Genomic DNA, 20,297 nt, shown 5'->3' on the forward strand with positions numbered 1-20,297 from the left:
CATCAACCGAGCAGTTACCGGATGTTGCAGGCAGCCAGGGCGCGGCCCTCGGCGGCCTCAAGCCTTAGCCAGCTCCGGCAAATCCCCGCTCAACCCCAAGGCCTGGCGCACGAACACTGCTTTTGCATCCGGCAACTGCTCCACAAGCTTCAAACCGGTGTTTCGCAGCCAGCGCAGCGGCAACCGGTCGTCCTGGAACAGCCGTTCGAAGCCTTCCATCGCCGCCATCAGCGCCAGGTTATGCGGCATGCGTCGGCGCTCGTAACGACTGAGCACTTTCACATCGGCCAGGCGCTCGCCTCGCGCGCTTGCATTGCCCAACACTTCGGCCAGCACTGCGGCATCCAAAAAGCCAAGATTGACCCCCTGCCCGGCTAACGGGTGAATGGTGTGTGCCGCATCGCCAATCAGCGCCAGCCCTTCATCGACGTAGCGCTTGGCGTGGCGCTGGCGCAACGGCACGCACACGCGCGGGTCAGCTTCCAGCACACGCCCCAAACGCCCCTCGAAGGCGCGCTCCAGTGCCTCGAGGAAGGCCTGATCCCCCAGGGCCATGATCCGTTCGGCCTGCTCCGGCGTCGTGGACCAGACGATCGAGCACCAGTCCTGCTTGCCGTCACGGGACAACGGCAGGAACGCCAGGGGCCCATCATCGGTGAACCGCTGCCAGGCCGTGGCCTGGTGGGCGCTGCTGCAGCGCACGCTGGTAACGATTGCGTGGTGCAGGTAATCCCATTCACGGGTCTGGCAGCCGGCCAGCTTGCGCACCGCCGAATGGGCGCCGTCGGCAGCCACCACCAGCGGCGTGCGTAGTTTGCGGCCGTCGGCCAACGTCAGCAGCCACTGGTCACCCGAACGGCGCAGCTGTTCCAGGCGGGCGTTGGGCAGCAGGCCGATGTCGCTGTCGTGCAGGCGCTCCAGCAGCCCGTCCTGCACTACCCGGTTTTCCACGATATGGCCGAGCACCTGGGCATGTACGCTGGCGGCCGAGAAATGGATCTGCCCGGTGCCGCTGCCGTCCCACACCTGCATATCGGAATACGCCGACACACGCCGGCTGGCGATGCCGTCCCAAGCCCCCAAGCGTTCGAGGATCCGCTGGCTGGCCGCCGACAGGGCACTGACCCGCGGTTCGAACGGGGCAGCCTGATCGAACGGTTTGACCGAAAGCGGGCCGCCATCGAGCAGGATAATTTCCAGGCCGCTGTGGCGAAGCGCCAAGGCCAGGGCACTGCCGACCATGCCGGCACCGACGATCAACACATCTGCGCGCATTTCCATGCCTTACGCCTGCCTCGCTTGCGGCTTGAGCCGCACGTATAGGATTTTATCGACCCGTGCCACCAGCTCACCGGCTTCGTCACGGACATCGACCTGCACACGCGGCAGGTACTTCTTGCCGCTGGCGGTCTGCTGGCGGATTTCGCTCAGCAGCGCGTCATCGACATGGAATTGGGCATACACCGTGCCCTTGCCCGGCGCGATGAAATCGATACTGGCGGCCTTGTCCCAGACGATGTACTCGCGGCCCAGCTGCTCGATCAGCAACAGCATGTAGAACGGGTCGACCATCGAATACAGGCTACCGCCGAACTGCGTGCCGACGTAGTTTCTGTTCCAGCGAGTCAGTTTCATGCGTACCTTGACGCTGCGCATGTCCGGGCTGATGTGCTGGATGTGGATACCGGCACCCAGATAGGGCGGGTAAAGGTTCAGCAGCCAGCGCAGCATGCGGGCCCGGCGTGCCAGCCGGCGCGGGTTGCTCATGCGCGGCCCCGCTGGTCAGGGCGCGTACCAAGGCCCATGGCCTGGCGGGCGAACCAGCTTTTGGCCGGCGGCAGCAGGTCAAGGCCGAGCAGGCCGATATTGCGCCCGGCCGCCATCACGGGCTGGTTGCTGCCAAACAGGCGGGTGACCTGATCGGAGAAGCCGATGGTCAGGGCCTGATCGAAGCGCTGGCGCTGTTGATAGCCCTGCAAGCTCGCCAGATCGCCTGGATGCGAGGGGCCGGCCAACAAGGCCTCAGCCAGCGATTGCACGTCTCGCAGCGACAGGTTGAAGCCCTGACCGGCAATCGGGTGCAGGCTATGCGCCGCGTTGCCCAATACCACCAGGTGCGGGCGCACCTGCTCTTGGGCCTCGATCAAAGCCAACGGGTAGAGGTGCCGGGCACCGACCTGGCGCAAAGCGCCCAGGCGGTAGCCAAAAGCGTCTTGCAGCTCGCGCAGGAAGCTGCGCTCGTCGATATCGGCCAGGCGCCGAGCATCCATCCCTTGCCGCGTCCACACCAGCGCGCAACGGTTGTCAGGCAGCGGCAGCAGCGCCATCGGGCCCTGCTCGGTGAAACGCTCGAAGGCCTGCCCGCCATGGGCCTGGCCTGGGGTGATGTTGGCGATCAGCGCACTCTGCTCATACGGCGTACGACGCACATGAATACCCAGTTGCTCACGCAGGCCCGAGCGGCCGCCATCGGCCAGCACCGCAAGGTCGCATTCCAGGCTGGTGTCGTCGTCGAGCGACAGCCGGTAGCCACCCTCGATGGCCTGCATCGCTTTCACCTCAGCCGGGCAACGCCAGCTCACCACCTCTCGGTCCAAGCCTTGCCACAGGCATTGGCCGAGCCAGGCGTTCTCCACCACATAACCCAAGGCAGGCACGCCCTCTTCCTTGGCATCCAGGCGCGTAGCGCCAAAGCGGCCACGGTCGGAAACCTGGATCTGACGAATAGGTTCGGCCCGCGGGCTGATGGTTTGCCACAGGCCAAGGTGCTGATAGATCTGCCGGGTGCCGAACGACAGCGCCGACGAGCGTGCATCGTAGCTTGGCTGAAAACTGTCGCCGGGAGCGAACGGCTCGATCAGCAGAATCTTCCAGCCGCGGGCTTTGGCGCCGGCCTGCAGAGCCAGGGCCAGGCTCGCCCCAACCAGCCCGCCGCCAATGATCGCCAGGTTGACTCGGTTCATGCTGCAGCCTTACGCGCGGCCTGCATCAGCGCCTCGATTTCGGCTACCGTGCGGGGCACACCCGAGGTGAGAATTTCACAGCCTTGCTTGGTCACTACCACGTCATCCTCGATCCTGATGCCGATGCCGCGCCATTTCTTCGCGACTGCTTGGTTATCGGCACCAATGTAGATGCCTGGCTCGACCGTCAGCGCCATGCCGGGCTCCAGCACCCGCCACTGGCCACCTACCTTGTACTCCCCCACATCATGCACATCCATGCCCAGCCAATGCCCGGCACGGTGCATGTAGAAGGCCCGGTATGCCTCGCTGTCGATCAGCGCCTGCACCTGGCCCTTGAGCAAGCCCAGCGCCACCAGGCCTTCGGTGATGACCCTTACCGTCGCCTCGTGGGCGTGGTTCCAGTGCTTGCCTGGGGCGATTTCGGCAAACGCGGCAGCCTGTGCCTTGAGCACCAGTTCATAGATGGCTTTCTGCTCCGGCGAAAACTGCCCACTGACCGGGAAGGTACGGGTGATGTCGCTGGCGTAGCAGTCGATCTCGCAGCCGGCATCGATCAGCACCAGATCGCCATCCTTGAGCGGAGCATCGTTCTGCTGATAGTGCAGGATACAGCCATTGCGCCCAGCGGCGACGATGGAGCCGTAGGCAGGCATTTTCGCGCCGCCTTTGCGGAACTCATAGTCAAGCTCCGCTTCGAGGCTGAATTCGTGCAACCCGGCCCGGCAAGCTTGCATGGCCCGTACATGGGCACGTGCGGAAATTTCTGCCGCGGCACGCATCACCTTCACTTCCGCTGCCGATTTATACAGGCGCATATCGTGCAGCAGATGATCCAGCGCAACGAACTCGTTCGGCGGCTGCGCGCCGAGGCGTGCCTTGGAGCGGATCACATTGATCCACTCCATCAGCCGGCGGTCGAACTCAGGGTTGCTGCCCATAGCGCTGTAGACCCGCTCACGGCCTTCGATCAGGCCGGGCAGAATCTCGTCTATGTCGGTGATCGGGAAAGCATCGTCCGCGCCAAAGTCACGGATCGCGCCTTCCTGGCCGGCACGCAGGCCATCCCATAGCTCGCGCTCGGGGTTGCGCTCGCGGCAGAACAGCACATATTCGCCATGCTCGCGCCCAGGGATCAATGCGATCACTGCCTCCGGCTCGGGAAAGCCACTGAGGTACTGAAAATCGCTGTCCTGGCGATACACATGCTCGACATCGCGGTTACGAATGGCCAGCGCAGCAGCCGGTAGAATGGCAATGCTGTTGGGGACCATCTGCGCCATCAGCGCCTTGCGCCGACGGGCATATTCGGCCTTGGGTATGCGGCTCATGGGCACAACTACCCCCAGTTGATCAGTGCAGCGAAGGTTTTGGCGCTGGCGCGGCGGGCGCGGCCAGTTCCGAATACAGCAGAAGCGGCGCTACTCGCAGGTATTCCATGACTTCCATGTAGTCGCTTTCGCCGTCTTCGGACTCTTCCAAGGCTTCCTGAACCTGGGAAATGGCCACCAGGTCCTGCAGTACTTCCTTGGCTTCGGTAGACAGGTCCTTGCCGCCTGCGTTCAGGCCAAAGCCTGTGATGAAACCCTGGCACCACTGGCCCAAGGCCTCGGCGCGGTCAGCCAGCGCGGCATCGTCGCCAGGCAGCAACAGAACGATCGCCATGTCATCGCTGGTCAGTTCACCTTTGACCATCTCCTGCAGGCCGATCAGGGCATTGCGCACGCTATCACCAGGTTCGGTTTCCAGCAGTTGGGCCGCATCGGCCAGCCAGGCCTCGGCATCGAACCCGGCACCGGCGCAGCTGCGCCCGATCAGCAGGCCGTGCAGCTCGGCAGGGGTTACAGGGTGACCATTGCTCGAAAGCAGCATGGCGAAGGCAACGTAGGGCGATTGAGTATTAGGCATGGTCGGCTAGGCGCCAGACGGCGCATTTGACTAGAATGAAGGCCTTGTATCCTAGCATCGGCAGGCGCGCCAAGACTATCGGCACTGGCCGCCGCTGCGCAGGGACAGGCATCATCGACGGGTGATTCACCACGGAGCGAAGCGAGTGCAACCCACGCAAGAGAACGACCTGCAAGCGCTGATGAGCCGGTTCGAGTTGCTGATTGAACGCGTCGAGCAACTAAAACGGCAAAATGCACTCTTAGTAGCTCAGGAAAAATCCTGGCGCGAGGAGCGCGCCCACCTCATCGAAAAAAACGAGATCGCCAAGCGCAAGGTCGAGTCGATGATTTTACGCCTGAAGGCCCTGGAGCAAGACTCATGAGTTCAAGCAATAGCGTCACCGTGCAGATCCTCGACAAGGAGTACTCGATCATCTGCCCGCCGGAAGAGCGCAACAACCTGGTCAGCGCAGCCCGCTACCTGGATGGCAAGATGCGCGAGATCCGTAGCAGCGGCAAGGTGATCGGCGCCGACCGTATTGCGGTCATGGCCGCGTTGAACATCACCCACGAGATGCTGCATCGCCAGGACGACCGGACTGCTGCACCGGTCGCGGGCACCAGCCGTGAACAGGTGCGCGACCTGCTGGAGCGGGTCGATCAGGCTTTGTCCGACGATGCGGGTACCAAAAACGGCTGAGATTGGTATACTGGCGCCACTCCCTGGGGGATGCGCCAGTCGGTTATGTCCCTGAGCCGATACGCACAACCACGGGGGTTGCACGCTGGGGCCGGTGTGCATGTCCGCCCGACGGAAAGCCTTAACGCCCCCTGCAATCTCCACCTTGAACTTTCGGGTTCAAGGGCTACACCGATAGCGGTCTTATCGGGGAGCCTGATTCTTCTTGCCCAGTGTTCAGCTGGGCAATTCGACAACTGGGATAGCCAGTGCCATGACTGAAACTGCGCCGCTCACCCGCCCCCAGCTTCGTCGCCTGCTTCGCACCGCCCGCCGCGCCCTCACCCCCGCTCAACAGCTTAAGGCCTCACGCGGCCTGTATCGCCAGCTGGCGCAGCATCCTTTGTTCCGACGCGCCCGGCATATCGCCCTCTACCTGCCCAACGACGGTGAGATCGACCCGCGCCTGCTGTTGCGCGAGGCCCAGCGCCGAGGCAAGCGCACCTACCTGCCGGTGCTGCATGCCTGGCCGCGTACGCGCATGGTGTTTCAGCGCTTCGACCAGGGCGAGAAACTCAAGCGCAACCGCTTCCGCATACCCGAGCCCTTGGCTGATCGCCGGCGCCAGCGGCCGATATGGGCGCTGGACCTGATCCTCTTGCCGTTGGTCGGCTTCGATGAAGTGGGCGGCCGGCTGGGCATGGGCGGAGGGTTTTACGACCGCAGCCTGGCTTACCAGGCACGTCGCAAGAGCTGGAAAAAACCGCTGCTGCTGGGGCTGGCCCATGAGTGCCAGAAGGTCGAGCGACTGGCGCAGGCCAGTTGGGATGTACCGCTGCAAGGCACGGTCAGCGACTGCAACTGGTACCTGGCGCCACACTGAGTGGCGCAGTACTGGAATTCAGCGACTTTGGGGGGGTGCGTCCACGGGTGCCTGGTAGGCGGTATCCAGCTTACGTTCCCAGATCCCTTGGGCATAGCCAGTGGTGACGACGCCGAGACCGAAGATGAAGACCAGGATCCAGAGTAGATCCGGTTTGCGTTGATTCATCGAAGAATGCCCCCCTAGGCATACGTTCAGGCTCGGCGACCTTCTTGGTGCCGCCGGAGCGTCTAGCGTTAAAATCGGCGCATTCTCCGACAACCTGAGTCATCACGCAAACGTTGACGCCAGCCGGCCGTCGGTTTCATGCAACAGGTTATTTCAAACCTTTTCAGGAGCAGTATCCATGGCCTATTGGCTAATGAAGTCCGAACCCGATGAGCTTTCCATAGAGGCTCTGGGACGCCTTGGCGAGGCTCGCTGGGATGGCGTTCGCAATTACCAGGCGCGCAATTTCATACGGGCCATGAGCGTAGGCGATGAGTTCTTCTTTTACCACTCCAGTTGCCCGCAGCCGGGCATTGCCGGCATTGCCCGGATTACCGCAGCCGCCTACCCAGACCCGACGGCGCTCGACCCAGAAAGCCATTACTACGACGCCAAGGCCAACCAAGAAAAGAATCCATGGAGCGCGGTGGACGTAGCGCATGTGAAGACATTCGGTAAGGTGCTGGCGGAGCTTCCGCTGGTTCAAAAAGGCACACGGTTGTCGGTGATGCCAGTGACCGAAGCGCAATGGGCGGCCATCATTAAACTGGCCAGTTGAGTTCGACTCAGAAGCCGTAGGGGGCTTTGCGAGCGAGCTCGGCGCGGGGGCGCGCCGGGCTTACAGCCTCTTGATTGCTAGCGCCAAAATCATTACTGCACAATCAAGTTATTGAACAGCAGGTCTTCGACGATTGGCTTGCCCTCTTCGGCCTCCATCACTTGTTGCACTTGCTTCAACGCCTCTTGGCGCAGCTTTTCCTTGGCATCGACGTTGCTCATGCTTTCCACGGTTTGCTGAGTGAACAGTGCCACCAGTTGGTTACGGATCAGCGGTTCATGATGTTTGACCGCAGCTGCCGCCGTATCACCCGTCACGCGCAGGGCTACATCGGCCTTGTACACGCGAAGCTTAGGGCCACCATCGAGGGCGTAGTTGCCGACGAAGGGCGGGGTGAGGGTTATGTAGGCAACCTTCGGCTCCCCTTCTTTGGCTTCCTCGGCCATGGCCGCTGCTGGCAGCATCAGCGCCAGTACCATCAAGATCCACGCTTTCACGAAATCGCTCCTAGAAACAGTTGGCGCCAGCTTACCCAGCATGCTTGGCAAACCCAAGCCCGGGCTTATGCCGACCCATCAGGGCCGAGCATGCTCGTTGACCCGGCAAGCTACCCTCCTACACTTATCGGCCACTACACGCAAAGGAATAGTCCCGATGAAAGCGGTGTTGTGCAAAACCCTCGGCCCGGCTCGCGACCTGGTACTGGAAGACGCAACCAGCCCGGTACCGAAGAAGAATGAGATCCTGCTCGATGTACACGCTGCCGGGGTCAATTTCCCCGACACGCTGATCATCGAAGGGAAATACCAGTTCCAACCGCCCTTGCCATTCTCACCTGGCGGTGAGGCCGCAGGCGTGATTTCGGCAGTGGGCGAAAAAGCCGGCAGCTTCAAAGTGGGCGACCGGGTAATGGCTCTGACCGGCTGGGGGGCTTTCGCCGAACAGGTGGCGGTCCCGTTCTATAACGTCATGCCGATCCCCGAGCACATGGATTTCGCCACCGCTGCGGCCTTTGGCATGACCTACGGCACCTCGATGCACGCGCTCAAGCAGCGCGGCCAGTTGCAGCCTGGGGAAACCCTGTTGGTGTTGGGCGCCTCTGGTGGTGTCGGCCTGGCAGCGGTGGAAATTGGCAAGGCCATGGGCGCGAGGGTGATCGCAGCGGCCAGCAGCGCCGAGAAGCTTGCCATTGCCAAAGCTGCCGGAGCTGACGAATTGATCGACTATAGCCAGGCGAGCCTGAAGGACGAGATCAAGCGTCTGACAGGCGGCCAGGGCGCCGACGTGATTTACGACCCGGTCGGTGGCGAACTGTTCGACCAAGCCGTGCGCGGCCTTGCATGGCAGGGACGGTTATTGGTGGTCGGGTTTGCCAGCGGGACGATCCCGCAAATGGCGGCAAACCTGGTGCTGCTCAAAGGGGCAGCAGTGCTTGGGGTGTTCTGGGGTGCGTTTGCCCAGCGCCAGCCGGAGGACAATGCAGCGAATTTCCGACAGCTGTTCGCTTGGCATGCCGAGGGCAAGTTGAAGCCCCTGGTGTCGAAAACCTATCCACTGGCTGAGGCCGGGGCGGCGATCGAAGCATTGGCGCAGCGCAAGGCCGTCGGTAAGTTGGTGGTGCTGGCCAAGTAATGCAGGCCCGGCCTCTTCGCCGGTGAACCCGCTCCCACGAGCGTTGCACATGGCTTGGGGTGAGCGCCAAGCCGGTGGGCGGGGCCTTAGCCGCGAATAGGTTCGTGCAGGTTATGGCAGCGCCTGAACCGGGCCTCCAGATTGCGATCGGGCATCTGGTGGCTGCGCAGCGCATTGAGGGTCTGTTCGACATAATCTTTAGTCGTACCATAACGCCCTTTGGCACTGGCAAGAATCTGGCTGAGCAAGGTGTCCGGGAGGTTTCCCGCATAGCAGGGCAAGTGCCGCTCCAGGACGAAGCCCAGGGCCTGCACTTTGCTGCCATCACCCAGCCTGCAGCTTAGCCAATGCGGCCGGTAGGCCGGATAGGGCATTTCCCGTTGCCACAGGGCCATCAGCGACTCATCGAGGTTGCTGTCCTCCAGACGATAAGCGAACCCGCTGCAAGATCCGCCGCGGTCCAGGCCGAATACCAGGCCGGGCGTTTCTGGGGTGCCGCGATGTTCATGGGACCACAAGTACAACCCACGGTGATACCCATGCACGCGGGCTCGCTGCCGCTCGACGGACTGACACTCCGGTCGCCAGATCAGTGAACCGTAGGCAAACAACCACACAGGACCGCCTTCATGGCGAGACATGGTCATCTGCATGGAGTTGAGCAATTGCTCACGGGACAATTGCTGGCCAAAGTCCAGCGCCGGAGGATAAGTGATTCCCCAAGACAAACTTTCAAGTGCCGACATAAGCTGCCGCCATTATTCCCCGAGTGCTACACACGTAGCCAAAGACATGTAACAGACGCTCTGCGCCGCCGCGCCAAGGGCGCTTGCACTAACCATAGGATAGAACTGACAGAATGCTCAAGCCCTCGGGCGCAAGTTTCACGCAGGGTTCCGACGACTGGGAGTTATTGTTGAGGATGCGTTGAAAGTTAGTGGCTCAGGCGGTAACAATTACCGCCTTATACCCACTAGTTGCAACTTGGGTAATTAGCCGCGTGGGGCATAGGCGAATACATCGGCACGCATGCGGTGGGCATCCATACCCGCCTCTACCAGCGCATCGAGCGTGGCGTAGACCATGTTCGGCGAACCACTGGCATACACATGCACGGTGTTTAGATCCTTGACGTCCTCACAGACCGCTTCGTGCAGCATGCCGCAGCGCCCTTCCCAGCCGCACAGGTCACTGACCACCTTGTGCAGGAACAAGTTGGGCAAACGCTCCCATTCGGCCCAGTGTTCGATGGTATAGAAGTCCTCCGGCCGACGTACCCCCCAGTACAGGTGTACCGGGTGCTTGAAGCCCTGAGCGCGGCAATGCTCGACCAGGCTGTGCATCTGCCCCATGCCGGTACCTGCGGCTATCAGCACCAGTGGCCCGTCAGGCAACTCGGCCAAGTGAGTATCGCCAAAGGGCAGTTCGATGCGCGCCACCCACTCTCGCTGAAGTTGCTCCAGCAACTGCAACGCACTGGTTTCACGACCCAGCACGTGCAGCTCAAGCTCGCGCCCGCAATGCGGCGCAGAAGCCAGCGAAAACGCCGCCTGCTTGCCGCCCTCGCGCTCGATCATCAGGTACTGCCCGGCATGATAGCGCGGCGGTCTGCCGGCCGGTGCTAGCAGGCGAACGCGCCACACATCGCCACCGACTTGAACGCACTCACTCACGCTGCACGCCAGCTTGCGCACCGGCAGCTCGCCCAAGGCAAGCACACCGTCCCAGAGCAACACACAGTCCTCCAAGGGTTCAGCGATGCAGGTGAACAACTCGCCGTGGTCGCGGACTTGGCCCTCCTGGCGCACGCGCCCTTCGACCAGCAATGCGGCGCAAACATGGCAATTGCCATTGCGACAGCTGTTCGGGCAGTCATAGCCCAGCCGCCGCGCTCCATCCAGAATCCTTTCCCCGGGTTCGAGCGCCAGCACCGCCCCGGACGGCTGCAACGTTACCTGCATCAATTTATTCCCAATTGATCCCACAGCTCATCGATGCGGCGGGTGACGGCCTCGTCCTTGACGATGACTCGGCCCCATTCGCGTGTAGTCTCGCCCGGCCACTTGTGTGTGGCGTCCAGGCCCATCTTCGACCCCAGCCCCGATACCGGGGATGCAAAGTCCAGGTAGTCGATCGGGGTGTTGTCGATCATCACCGTATCACGCTTGGGGTCCATGCGCGTGGTGATAGCCCAGATCACATCGTTCCAGTCGCGGGCGTTGATGTCATCGTCGGTGACGATAACGAATTTGGTGTACATGAACTGTCGCAGGAACGACCACACACCCAGCATCACGCGCTTGGCGTGGCCTGGATACTGCTTTTTCATGGTCACAACCGCCATGCGGTACGAGCAACCCTCAGGCGGCAGGTAGAAGTCGACGATCTCCGGGAACTGCTTTTGCAGAATGGGTACGAACACTTCGTTCAGAGCCACACCCAAAATGGCAGGTTCATCCGGTGGCCGGCCGGTGTAGGTGCTGTGGTAGATCGGTTTTTGCCGATGAGTGATGCGCTCGACGGTGAATACCGGGAAGCTGTCCACCTCGTTGTAGTACCCGGTGTGGTCGCCATAGGGACCTTCAGGGGCCATTTCGCCCGGGTGAATTACGCCTTCGAGGATGATTTCGGCGGTAGCCGGTACCTGCAGGTTACTGCCTCGGCACTTGACCAGTTCGGTGCGGTTGCCGCGCAACAGGCCAGCGAACGCGTATTCGGACAGCGTATCTGGCACCGGTGTCACGGCGCCCAGAATGGTCGCTGGGTCAGCGCCAAGCGCCACCGCCACGGGGAACGGCTGGCCTGGGTTCTTTTCGCACCACTCGCGATAATCCAGCGCACCGCCACGGTGGCTCAGCCAACGCATGATCACCTTGTTACGGCCGATCACCTGCTGGCGGTAAATGCCCAGGTTCTGGCGGTCCTTGTTTGGCCCACGGGTAACGGTCAGACCCCAGGTGATCAGCGGCGCCACGTCGCCTGGCCAGCAGTGCTGAATGGGCAGTTGGCCGAGGTCGACATCATCGCCCTCGACCACCACTTCCTGGCATACCGCGTCTTTGATCACCTTGGGCGCCATCGACACGACTTTCTTGAAGATCGGCAGCTTGGACCAGGCGTCTTTCAGGCCTTTTGGCGGCTCGGGCTCTTTGAGGAAGGCCAGCAACTTGCCGATTTCGCGCAGCTCGTCGACCGACTCGGCGCCCATGCCCATGGCCACGCGCTCGGGCGTGCCGAACAGGTTGCCCAGGACAGGGATGTCGAAGCCAGTGGGCTTTTCGAATAGCAACGCCGGGCCCTTGGCGCGCAGGGTGCGGTCGCAGACCTCGGTCATTTCCAGTACAGGGGAAATCGGAACCTGGATGCGCTTGAGTTCACCGCGCTGCTCCAGGCCACGAATGAAGTCGCGCAAGTCGCGATACTGCATGCTTGAGCCTCGTGTTGGCCGTATCGGTCGGGGTTGCAGAGTGTAGCGCCGTTCAGCATTCAATGGCCAAAAATGACTTGGGGCCGCTTCGCGACCCTTCGCCGGTGACCCGCCCCCGCAAGGTAGGCACCGGCAGTTGGCCTGGTGCTATCGCTGCAAGAGCGGGATCACCCGCGAAGGGCTGCGCAGCAGCCCCATTCAATGCCTGAAACGTAAGCTTACTTGCGCTTCATCGACAGGAAGAACTCGTCGTTGGTCTTGGTCTGCTTGAGCTTGTCGACCAGGAACTCGATAGCCGCGATCTCGTCCATCGGGTGCAGCAGCTTACGCAGGATCCACATGCGCTGCAGCTCATCATCAGCGGTGAGCAGCTCTTCGCGGCGGGTACCGGAGCGGTTGATGTTGATGGCCGGGAACACACGCTTCTCGGCGATACGACGGTCCAGAGGCAGCTCCATGTTGCCAGTACCCTTGAACTCCTCGTAGATCACTTCATCCATCTTCGAGCCGGTTTCTACCAGCGCGGTGGCGATGATGGTCAGCGAGCCACCTTCTTCGATGTTTCGCGCGGCGCCAAAGAAGCGCTTGGGCTTCTCCAGCGCATGGGCATCGACACCACCGGTCAGCACCTTGCCGGAGCTTGGGATCACGGTGTTGTAGGCACGGGCCAGGCGGGTGATGGAGTCCAGCAGGATGACCACATCCTTTTTGTGCTCGACCAGGCGCTTGGCCTTCTCGATGACCATTTCGGCAACCTGCACGTGGCGGGTTGGCGGCTCGTCGAAGGTCGAGGCGACCACTTCGCCGCGCACGGTGCGCTGCATTTCGGTCACTTCTTCCGGGCGCTCGTCGATCAGCAGGACAATCAGGTGGCACTCAGGGTTGTTACGAGTGATGTTCGCCGCGATGTTCTGCAGCATGATCGTCTTACCGGCTTTTGGCGGAGCAACGATCAGGCCACGCTGGCCTTTGCCGATCGGGGCGCACAGGTCGATGACGCGGCCGGTGAGGTCTTCGGTGGAGCCGTTACCGGCTTCCATCTTCAGACGCTTGTTGGGGAACAGCGGCGTCAGGTTCTCGAACAGGATCTTGTTCTTCGCGTTTTCCGGACGGTCGAAGTTGATGGTGTCGACCTTCAGCAGGGCGAAGTAACGCTCCCCTTCTTTGGGTGGGCGGATCTTGCCGACGATGGTGTCGCCGGTACGCAGGTTGAAACGGCGGATCTGGCTTGGCGAGACGTAAATGTCATCGGGGCCGGCCAGGTAGGACGCATCAGCAGAACGCAGGAAACCGAAACCATCCTGGAGAATCTCCAGCACGCCGTCACCCGAGATCTCTTCGCCGCTCTTCGCATGCTTCTTCAGCAGGGCGAAAATCACGTCCTGTTTGCGCGAACGGGCCATGTTTTCGATGCCCATCTGTTCGGCCATTTCCAAAAGATCGGTAATCGGCTTTTGCTTGAGTTCAGTCAGGTTCATAAGGGGAATGACGTAATCATGTAAGAAGGGAGAATTAAGCTTTGGCTTAATGAGGCCGCGCCGCTAGATGGCGACAGGATCGCGTACTGATTCGAATTAGGGATGCTTCGGCGACGGCATGCAGAGGGCACTGGAGAAGCAGTGCGAGGCCGAATGTAACACTTGCTTTTTTCTGCGTCTAGTGCTCTGAAAAAGAAAAGCCCCGCATTTGCGGGGCTTTTTCCATCACATCACAGGTGGGCGTCGAGGAACGCGGCCAGCTGCGATTTGGACAACGCGCCTACCTTGGTGGCTTCGACGTTGCCGTTCTTGAACAGCATCAGGGTAGGAATGCCACGCACGCCGTGCTTGGCCGGGGTTTCCTGGTTGTCGTCGATGTTCAGCTTGGCGACGGTCAGTTTGCCCTCGTAGGTGGCGGCGATGTCGTCCAGAACCGGAGCGATCATCTTGCATGGACCGCACCATTCAGCCCAGTAGTCGACCAGCACCGGGCCTTGAGCCTGCAGGACTTCGGCTTCGAAGGTGGCGTCGGTGACGTGTTTGATCAGATCGCTGCTCATGGATATCTCCAGGGTCGTAAGCAAAAAACGTGGCCCATGATAGCTGCACCCAAGCCCTACAGGAAGCCACGGACGATTGAGTGTAACTATAGTTGTGCAAGACCCCTCGAATCGAAACTGTCACACGAGTGTCATAGCATCGAATGGCACATTGCCTTGCATCAAGGCCCGGCGCAGTGCGCGTTGGCGTAAGCCAAGGATCGTGGCACGATTGCCGGGTTACCGACCGAGAACACACAGAATGCCGCAAACTTCCGCGAAGAACCCGTCTCTGATCGCCGCCATCGACCTGGGCTCCAATAGCTTTCACATGGTCGTGGCCAAGGCCCACCATACTGAGATCCGCATTCTCGAGCGGCTGGGCGAAAAGGTTCAGCTTGCCGCTGGCATCGACGAAGAACGCAGGCTCAGTGAAGAAGCCATGGAACGTGGCCTGGAATGCCTGAAGCGTTTTGCCCAGCTGATCAACGGCATGCCGGCAGGCTCGGTGCGCATCGTTGGCACCAATGCCCTGCGAGAAGCGCGTAACCGCAACGTATTCATCCAGCGCGCCGAAGCTATCCTAGGCCACCCGGTGGAAGTCATCTCCGGGCGTGAAGAGGCGCGCCTGATCTACCTGGGCGTCTCGCACACGCTGGCCGACAACCCCGGCAAGCGCTTGGTCGCCGACATCGGCGGCGGCAGTACCGAGTTCATCATCGGCCAGCGCTTCGAGCCGCTGCTGCGCGAAAGCCTGCAGATGGGCTGCGTGAGTTTCACCCAGCGCTACTTCCGCGACGGCAAGATCACCCCGGCACGCTACGCCCAGGCCTACACCGCTGCACGCCTGGAGCTGATGAGCATCGAGAACGGCCTGCACCGCCTGACCTGGGACGAGGCCATCGGTTCATCCGGCACCATCCGCGCCATCGGCGCTGCGATCAAGGCTGCAGGCCTGGGCAATGGTGAGGTCAATGCCGAAGGCCTGGCTTGGGTCAAACGCAAGCTGTTCAAGCTGGGCGAAGCCGACAAGATCGACTTCGAAGGCGTCAAACCAGACCGGCGCACCATTTTCCCGGCGGGCCTGGCGATTCTCGAAGCGATCTTCGATGCCCTGGAACTGCAACGCATGGACCACTGCGACGGCGCACTGCGGGAAGGCGTGCTGTTCGATCTCTTGGGCCGCCATCACCATGAAGACGTGCGCGAACGCACCCTGAACTCGCTGATGGAGCGGTACCACGTCGACCAGGGCCAGGCCGCGCGGGTCGAGCGCAAAGCCTTGCATGCGTTCGACCAAGTCGCCGCGCAGTGGGATCTGAATGAAGGTAATTGGCGGGATCTTCTTAGTTGGGCGGCCAAAATTCACGAGATCGGCCTGGATATTGCCCATTATCACTACCACAAGCACGGCGCCTATCTAGTCGAGCATTCCGACCTGGCAGGCTTTTCGCGGGAAGATCAACAAATGATGGCCCTGCTGGTGCGCGGCCACCGCCGCAACATCCCCAAAGACAAGTTCGTGGAACTCGGCGATGAGGGCGTCAAGTTGCTGCGCCTGTGCGTGCTGCTGCGCTTCGCCATCTTATTCCACCACATTCGGGGAACTCAGCAGATGCCGAAGGTACAGCTCAAAGCGGATGAAGACAGCCTTGAGGTGGTGTTCCCCGAAGGCTGGCTGGAACAGAACCAGCTGACCCAGGCCGACTTCGCCAACGAGGCGCAGTGGCTGACCCGGGTCGGCTTCGTCCTCAGCGTACGTTGAGGACCGGGTTGCTCAGGCGCTCCAGCAGGGTCGCCTGAACGCTGCGCGGGTTCTGGTTGCCGGTCGGGGTGCTACGCACATAGCGCCCGTCAGGCTGCAAGGTCCAAGCATGGGTGTTGTCGGTCAGGTAGCCTTCCAGCTCCTTCTTCACCCGCAACAGCAGTTTCTTGCCCTCTACCGGGAAGCAGGTCTCGACGCGCTTGTCGAGGTTGCGCTCCATCCAGTCGGCGCTGGACAGGTAGATTTGTTCCTCGCCGCCGTTGAGGAAGTAGAACACCCGCGTGTGCTCAAGGAAGCGGCCAATGATCGAGCGCACCTGGATGTTGTGGGAAACCCCCGCGATACCTGGGCGCAGGCAGCACATGCCGCGCACCACCAGGTCGATCTTCACGCCCGATTGGCTGGCCTTGTACAACGCTTTGATGACCTTGGCATCGGTCAACGAGTTGAACTTGGCGATGATGTGCGCAGGTTTGCCGTCCAGGGCGAACTGAGTCTCCCGGGCGATCATGTCGAGCATGCCTTTTTTCAGAGTGAATGGCGCATGCAGCAGTTTTTTCATGCGCAAGGTCTTGCCCATGCCGATCAGTTGGCTGAATAGCTTGCCGACGTCTTCGGTGAGGGCGTCGTCAGAGGTCAGCAGACTGTAGTCGGTGTACAGCCGCGCGTTCCCGGCATGGTAGTTACCGGTACCCAGATGCGCATAGCGCACGATCTCGCCCTGCTCGCGGCGCAGGATCAGCATCATCTTGGCGTGGGTCTTGAAGCCGACCACGCCGTAGATCACCACCGCACCGGCCGCTTGCAGGCGGCTGGCCATCTGCAAGTTGGACTCTTCGTCAAAGCGTGCGCGCAGCTCGATCACCGCAGTGACCTCTTTACCGTTACGCGCTGCATCCACCAAGGCGTCGACGATTTCCGAGTTGGCCCCGGAGCGGTACAGCGTCTGGCGTACCGCAAGCACGTGCGGGTCCTTGGCAGCCTGGCGCAGCAGGTCGATCACGGGAGTGAACGACTCGAACGGGTGCATCAGCAGAATGTCCTGCTTGCCGATGACACTGAAGATGTTGTCGGCATTTTGCAGCAGCTTGGGAATTGCCGGGGTGAACGGCGTGTATTGCAGCTCTGGGTGGCTGTCCAGGCCTGTGATGCTGAACAGGCGGGTCAGGTTGACCGGGCCATTGACCTGGTAGAGCTCGCTCTCGCTCAAGCTGAACTGCTTCAACAGATAGTCCGACAGGTGTTTCGGACAGGTATCGGCCACCTCCAGGCGTACCGCATCACCGTAGCGGCGCGAGAACAGCTCACCGCGCAGGGCCCGGGCAAGGTCGTCGACCTCCTCCGAATCCAGCGCCAGGTCAGCGTTACGGGTCAGGCGGAACTGGTAGCAACCCTTGACCTTCATCCCCTGGAACAGATCATCGGCGTGGGCATGGATCATCGACGACAGGAAGACGTAGTTGGCACCAGGGCCGCCGACCTCTTCAGGCACACGAATCACCCGTGGCAACAGGCGCGGGGCCGGGATGATCGCCAGGCCCGAGTCGCGGCCGAAAGCATCCACACCCTCGAGCTCGACGATGAAGTTCAGGCTTTTGTTCACCAGCAACGGGAACGGGTGGGTCGGGTCCAGGCCGATCGGGGTGATGATCGGTGCGATCTCGTCGCGGAAGTAGCGGCGCACCCAGGTCTTGAGCTTGGGCGTCCAATAACGGCGGCGGATGAAGCGGATCGCGTGTTTTTCCAGCTCCGGCAGCAGCACGTCATTGAGAATCGCGTACTGGCGCTCCACCTCGAAGTGCACCAACTCGCTGATGCGTGCCAGGGCCTGGTGCGGCTGCAAGCCGTCGGCGCCGGCCAGCTCACGGGCAAAGTTGATCTGCTTCTTCAGGCCGGCGACGCGGATCTCGAAGAACTCGTCGAGGTTGCTGGAGAAGATCAGCAGGAACTTGAGGCGTTCGAGCAGCGGATACGACTCGTCCAGCGCCTGCTCCAGCACGCGGATGTTGAATTGCAGCTGCGAAAGTTCGCGATGAATGTACAGGCTGCTGTCGTCCAGGCTTGGTACGGCGATGGCCGGGGCAGGCGCTGCGGCCGGGGCGGCGGCTTCGACCACAGGCTCGGCAACCTCGGGCAGGTCCGGCGGGGTCTGCATCATCTCTTCGGGGACTGCCTGGGCGTCCTTGATCGCGACAGGGGTTAGCACTTCATTATTCATCTGACGTTCCTGAGGACGTTAACGCCCTATGATCAATTGAGCGGCAAGATAAGCGTCCATTATGACGGCTGTGTGACAGCTTCGCGCAAGGCGCGACTTGAAGCTGTCGGTATTGTCTGTGTAGGAAATGTTCACGTCGAGACACATTTGGACACTTTCCCGAACGCGCGCGAAGGGGTAGGCTGCGCGTTCATTTCGCCAGCACCTCAGAAAATGCTCCAACAATTCCTGCAGGATTTCGGCTACTTTGCCCTTTTTCTAGGCACCTTCTTCGAAGGCGAGACCATTTTGGTACTTGCAGGGTTCCTCGCGTTCCGCGAATACATGGACATCAAGCTAGTGGTGTTGGTGGCGTTTTGCGGCAGCTACGCTGGCGATCAGCTGTGGTATTTCATGGGCCGGCGCCACGGGCGCAAGATCCTCGCGCGCAAGCCGCGCTGGCAAGCCATGGGTGACCGTGCGCTGGAGCATATCCGTCGCCATCCGGACATCTGGGTGCTGAGCTTTCGCTTCGTCTACGGCCTGCGCACGGTCATGCCGGTAGCCATCGGCCTGTCCGGTTACTCGCCGCGCCGTTACTTGCTGCTCAACGGTATAGGTGCCGCAGTCTGGGCGTTGGCGCTGGGCCTTGCCGCCTACCATTTTGGCGCCATCCTCGAAGGCATGCTGGGCAGCATCAAGAAGTACGAGCTATGGGTGCTCGGCGCCCTGCTGTTGCTGGGCATCCTGCTGTGGCTGCGCCGGCGCTTTCGGACCCTGCGCGCCGAGCGCCGCGCTGCGGCACAAGAGCAGGCCGACAACGCTGAGCAGCAAGTAGCCGCCCAGAAGCAGCCAGAACACGGGCAAGACCACCGCTAAGCCCAGGGTGGCGGCCAGGTATAGCGCCGGCGCCAACGTGAGCAAGCGCACCAACTCCAGGCGCAGTGCCCACGGCCGATTTTCCAGTGCCGCGCCCAACACGAACAACCCAAAGGCCATCAGCGCCCAGCCCAACACCAGAGCGGCAAGGGGTACGCGTTCGGCCACCTCCATCAAGTAGCTGCCCAAAGCGATGTAAGCCAAGAACTGCACCGCAACGTACACCTGCCACGCCCGGCCCAGTGCTACTTCGAACTTGTGGAACAACGCCAGGTTCTGCTGAGCCTGTGGATAAGCGGCCGCGACATCGGCCGGACGCCAGCCAGTGGGCATGAACCAGATGCGTAGCTTGTCTTGCCAACGGCGTGTACGGCGGGCATCGCTGCACAGTTGGGCATAGAACTGCAGGTTCGCCCACAACGGGTTCCAACTGGCCAAGGGCGTGGTCACACCGAACACCACCGGTTCGTGCGGGTCTTCTTCCTTGAAGGTGCCAAACAGACGGTCCCAGATAATGAACACACCGCCATAGTTGCGATCCAAGTAAGCAGGATTTTGCGCATGGTGAACGCGATGGTTGGACGGCGTGATCAATACCCACTCAAGCCAACCGAGCTTGGGAATGTGGCGGGTATGCACCCAGAACTGGTACAGCAGGTTCAGCGACGCCACGGTGACGAACACCACAGGCGGCACGCCGAGCAACGCCATGGGCAGATAGAAGATCCAAGAAAAAAGGAAGCCGCTACTGGTCTGGCGCAGCGCGGTGGTGAGGTTGTACTCCTCGCTTTGGTGATGGACCGAATGCGCCGCCCACAGCAGGTTACGTTCATGGCCCAGGCGATGCAGCCAGTAGTAGCAAAGGTCATACAGGATGAAGGCCAGCAGCCACACCCAGCCGCTGTTCGAGGGCAGGCGCAGTACCGCCAGATGCTCCCAGGCCAGTGCATAGCTCAGCAGCCCTACACCTTTGGTCAACAAGCCGGTGGTGGTGGACAGCGCACCGGTACTGAGGCTGTTGATCGAGTCGGCCAGGGTGAAGTTGCTTTGCTGGCGCACACGGTCGGCGAGCAGCTCCAGCGCAATCAACACGAAGAAGAACGGCACGGCCAGCAGAATCAGATCCATGGGCAACGCTCTCTTAGTTCATTCACACAGAGTAGGACGCGCCCCCAGTAATCCCTATGGCCACATCTGCCA

19 protein-coding genes, 1 other RNA gene and 1 pseudogene are annotated in these 20,297 nt (G+C 61.4%); 8 read left to right on the top strand and 13 right to left on the bottom strand.

What is annotated here, in order from left to right; genetic code table 11:
• Window positions 1–57: 57 nt before the first annotated feature.
• Genes J5M56_RS21800 through J5M56_RS21820 form a run of 5 tightly spaced genes read right to left on the bottom strand, consistent with a single transcriptional unit; the run spans window position 58 to window position 4,871 of the window.
• The gene (locus J5M56_RS21800) at window positions 58–1,275 is read right to left on the bottom strand and encodes a 2-octaprenyl-3-methyl-6-methoxy-1,4-benzoquinol hydroxylase (RefSeq protein WP_207937780.1); all 1,218 of its coding nucleotides are present in this window, start codon (window positions 1,273–1,275) and stop codon (window positions 58–60) included.
• Between the two features lie 9 nt (window positions 1,276–1,284).
• Complete coding sequence (locus J5M56_RS21805; protein WP_060477176.1) at window positions 1,285–1,767, bottom strand: DUF4442 domain-containing protein; 483 nt, start codon at window positions 1,765–1,767, stop codon at window positions 1,285–1,287.
• On the bottom strand, window positions 1,764–2,963 hold the full coding sequence (ubiH, locus tag J5M56_RS21810; RefSeq protein WP_186476200.1) for a 2-octaprenyl-6-methoxyphenyl hydroxylase: 1,200 nt from the start codon (window positions 2,961–2,963) through the stop codon (window positions 1,764–1,766). The genes J5M56_RS21805 and ubiH overlap by 4 nt, the downstream gene beginning before the upstream one ends.
• Window positions 2,960–4,294 carry a Xaa-Pro aminopeptidase gene (gene pepP, locus J5M56_RS21815; RefSeq protein ID WP_060477178.1) on the bottom strand — a complete coding sequence of 445 codons (1,335 nt, stop codon included), beginning with the start codon at window positions 4,292–4,294 and terminating at the stop codon, window positions 2,960–2,962. Before pepP ends, ubiH begins: the two co-directional genes overlap by 4 nt.
• A gap of 22 nt (window positions 4,295–4,316) precedes the next feature.
• Window positions 4,317–4,871 carry a YecA family protein gene (locus tag J5M56_RS21820; RefSeq protein WP_060477179.1) on the bottom strand — a complete coding sequence of 185 codons (555 nt, stop codon included), beginning with the start codon at window positions 4,869–4,871 and terminating at the stop codon, window positions 4,317–4,319.
• Window positions 4,872–5,052: 181 nt separating this feature from the next.
• Here J5M56_RS21820 and J5M56_RS21825 point away from each other — a divergent pair, with 181 nt between their 5' ends.
• The 5 genes from J5M56_RS21825 (at window position 5,053) to J5M56_RS21845 (ending at window position 7,180) form a co-directional block, all read left to right on the top strand.
• On the top strand, window positions 5,053–5,235 hold the full coding sequence (locus tag J5M56_RS21825) for a TIGR02449 family protein (RefSeq protein WP_029886233.1): 183 nt from the start codon (window positions 5,053–5,055) through the stop codon (window positions 5,233–5,235).
• Complete coding sequence (locus J5M56_RS21830) at window positions 5,232–5,552, top strand: cell division protein ZapA (RefSeq protein ID WP_060477180.1); 321 nt, start codon at window positions 5,232–5,234, stop codon at window positions 5,550–5,552. Before J5M56_RS21825 ends, J5M56_RS21830 begins: the two co-directional genes overlap by 4 nt.
• A gap of 17 nt (window positions 5,553–5,569) precedes the next feature.
• Window positions 5,570–5,749, top strand: a non-coding RNA gene (ssrS, locus tag J5M56_RS21835) — 6S RNA.
• A gap of 56 nt (window positions 5,750–5,805) precedes the next feature.
• A complete protein-coding gene (locus J5M56_RS21840; protein ID WP_207937775.1) occupies window positions 5,806–6,414 on the top strand; it encodes a 5-formyltetrahydrofolate cyclo-ligase in 609 nt (202 codons plus the stop codon).
• 346 nt (window positions 6,415–6,760) lie between these two features.
• A complete protein-coding gene (locus J5M56_RS21845; protein WP_207937776.1) occupies window positions 6,761–7,180 on the top strand; it encodes an EVE domain-containing protein in 420 nt (139 codons plus the stop codon).
• Between the two features lie 92 nt (window positions 7,181–7,272).
• On the opposite strand, the gene J5M56_RS21850 is transcribed toward J5M56_RS21845, so the two are convergent.
• Window positions 7,273–7,677, bottom strand: coding sequence for a flagellar basal body-associated protein FliL (locus J5M56_RS21850; protein WP_060477183.1), 405 nt, complete (start codon window positions 7,675–7,677; stop codon window positions 7,273–7,275).
• Between the two features lie 157 nt (window positions 7,678–7,834).
• Here J5M56_RS21850 and J5M56_RS21855 point away from each other — a divergent pair, with 157 nt between their 5' ends.
• Window positions 7,835–8,812 carry an NADPH:quinone oxidoreductase family protein gene (locus tag J5M56_RS21855; RefSeq protein ID WP_060477184.1) on the top strand — a complete coding sequence of 326 codons (978 nt, stop codon included), beginning with the start codon at window positions 7,835–7,837 and terminating at the stop codon, window positions 8,810–8,812.
• 86 nt (window positions 8,813–8,898) lie between these two features.
• Here J5M56_RS21855 and J5M56_RS21860 read toward each other — a convergent pair whose 3' ends face one another.
• The 5 genes from J5M56_RS21860 to trxA form a co-directional block, all read right to left on the bottom strand.
• Window positions 8,899–9,558 carry a gamma-glutamylcyclotransferase gene (locus J5M56_RS21860; RefSeq protein WP_207937777.1) on the bottom strand — a complete coding sequence of 220 codons (660 nt, stop codon included), beginning with the start codon at window positions 9,556–9,558 and terminating at the stop codon, window positions 8,899–8,901.
• Between the two features lie 246 nt (window positions 9,559–9,804).
• Window positions 9,805–10,773: a CDP-6-deoxy-delta-3,4-glucoseen reductase gene (locus tag J5M56_RS21865; protein WP_207937778.1), complete on the bottom strand. Its 969-nt coding sequence runs from the start codon at window positions 10,771–10,773 to the stop codon at window positions 9,805–9,807.
• Window positions 10,773–12,239 (bottom strand): 4-hydroxy-3-polyprenylbenzoate decarboxylase, encoded by a 1,467-nt coding sequence (gene ubiD / locus J5M56_RS21870; protein ID WP_060477187.1) that lies wholly within the window; start codon window positions 12,237–12,239, stop codon window positions 10,773–10,775. The genes J5M56_RS21865 and ubiD overlap by 1 nt, the downstream gene beginning before the upstream one ends.
• A 218-nt stretch (window positions 12,240–12,457) precedes the next feature.
• Window positions 12,458–13,717, bottom strand: coding sequence for a transcription termination factor Rho (gene rho / locus J5M56_RS21875; RefSeq protein ID WP_003253661.1), 1,260 nt, complete (start codon window positions 13,715–13,717; stop codon window positions 12,458–12,460).
• 230 nt (window positions 13,718–13,947) lie between these two features.
• Complete coding sequence (gene trxA, locus J5M56_RS21880) at window positions 13,948–14,277, bottom strand: thioredoxin TrxA (protein WP_016392405.1); 330 nt, start codon at window positions 14,275–14,277, stop codon at window positions 13,948–13,950.
• Between the two features lie 241 nt (window positions 14,278–14,518).
• On the opposite strand from trxA, the gene ppx reads away from it, so the two are divergent.
• Complete coding sequence (gene ppx / locus J5M56_RS21885; RefSeq protein ID WP_207937779.1) at window positions 14,519–16,021, top strand: exopolyphosphatase; 1,503 nt, start codon at window positions 14,519–14,521, stop codon at window positions 16,019–16,021.
• Here the strand turns inward: ppx and ppk1 are convergent.
• Window positions 16,008–18,239 (bottom strand): polyphosphate kinase 1, encoded by a 2,232-nt coding sequence (gene ppk1 / locus J5M56_RS21890; protein WP_060477190.1) that lies wholly within the window; start codon window positions 18,237–18,239, stop codon window positions 16,008–16,010. The genes ppx and ppk1 overlap by 14 nt on opposite strands.
• A 213-nt stretch (window positions 18,240–18,452) precedes the next feature.
• On the opposite strand from ppk1, the gene J5M56_RS21895 reads away from it, so the two are divergent.
• Window positions 18,453–19,097, top strand: coding sequence for a DedA family protein (locus J5M56_RS21895; RefSeq protein ID WP_186476194.1), 645 nt, complete (start codon window positions 18,453–18,455; stop codon window positions 19,095–19,097).
• Between the two features lie 501 nt (window positions 19,098–19,598).
• Here J5M56_RS21895 and J5M56_RS26820 read toward each other — a convergent pair.
• A pseudogene (locus J5M56_RS26820) lies at window positions 19,599–20,225 on the bottom strand (sterol desaturase family protein); the annotation flags it as partial.
• Window positions 20,226–20,297: the final 72 nt, after the last annotated feature.

This window comes from Pseudomonas sp. 51_B, assembly GCF_017491595.1.
GTDB lineage: Bacteria > Pseudomonadota > Gammaproteobacteria > Pseudomonadales > Pseudomonadaceae > Aquipseudomonas > Aquipseudomonas promysalinigenes.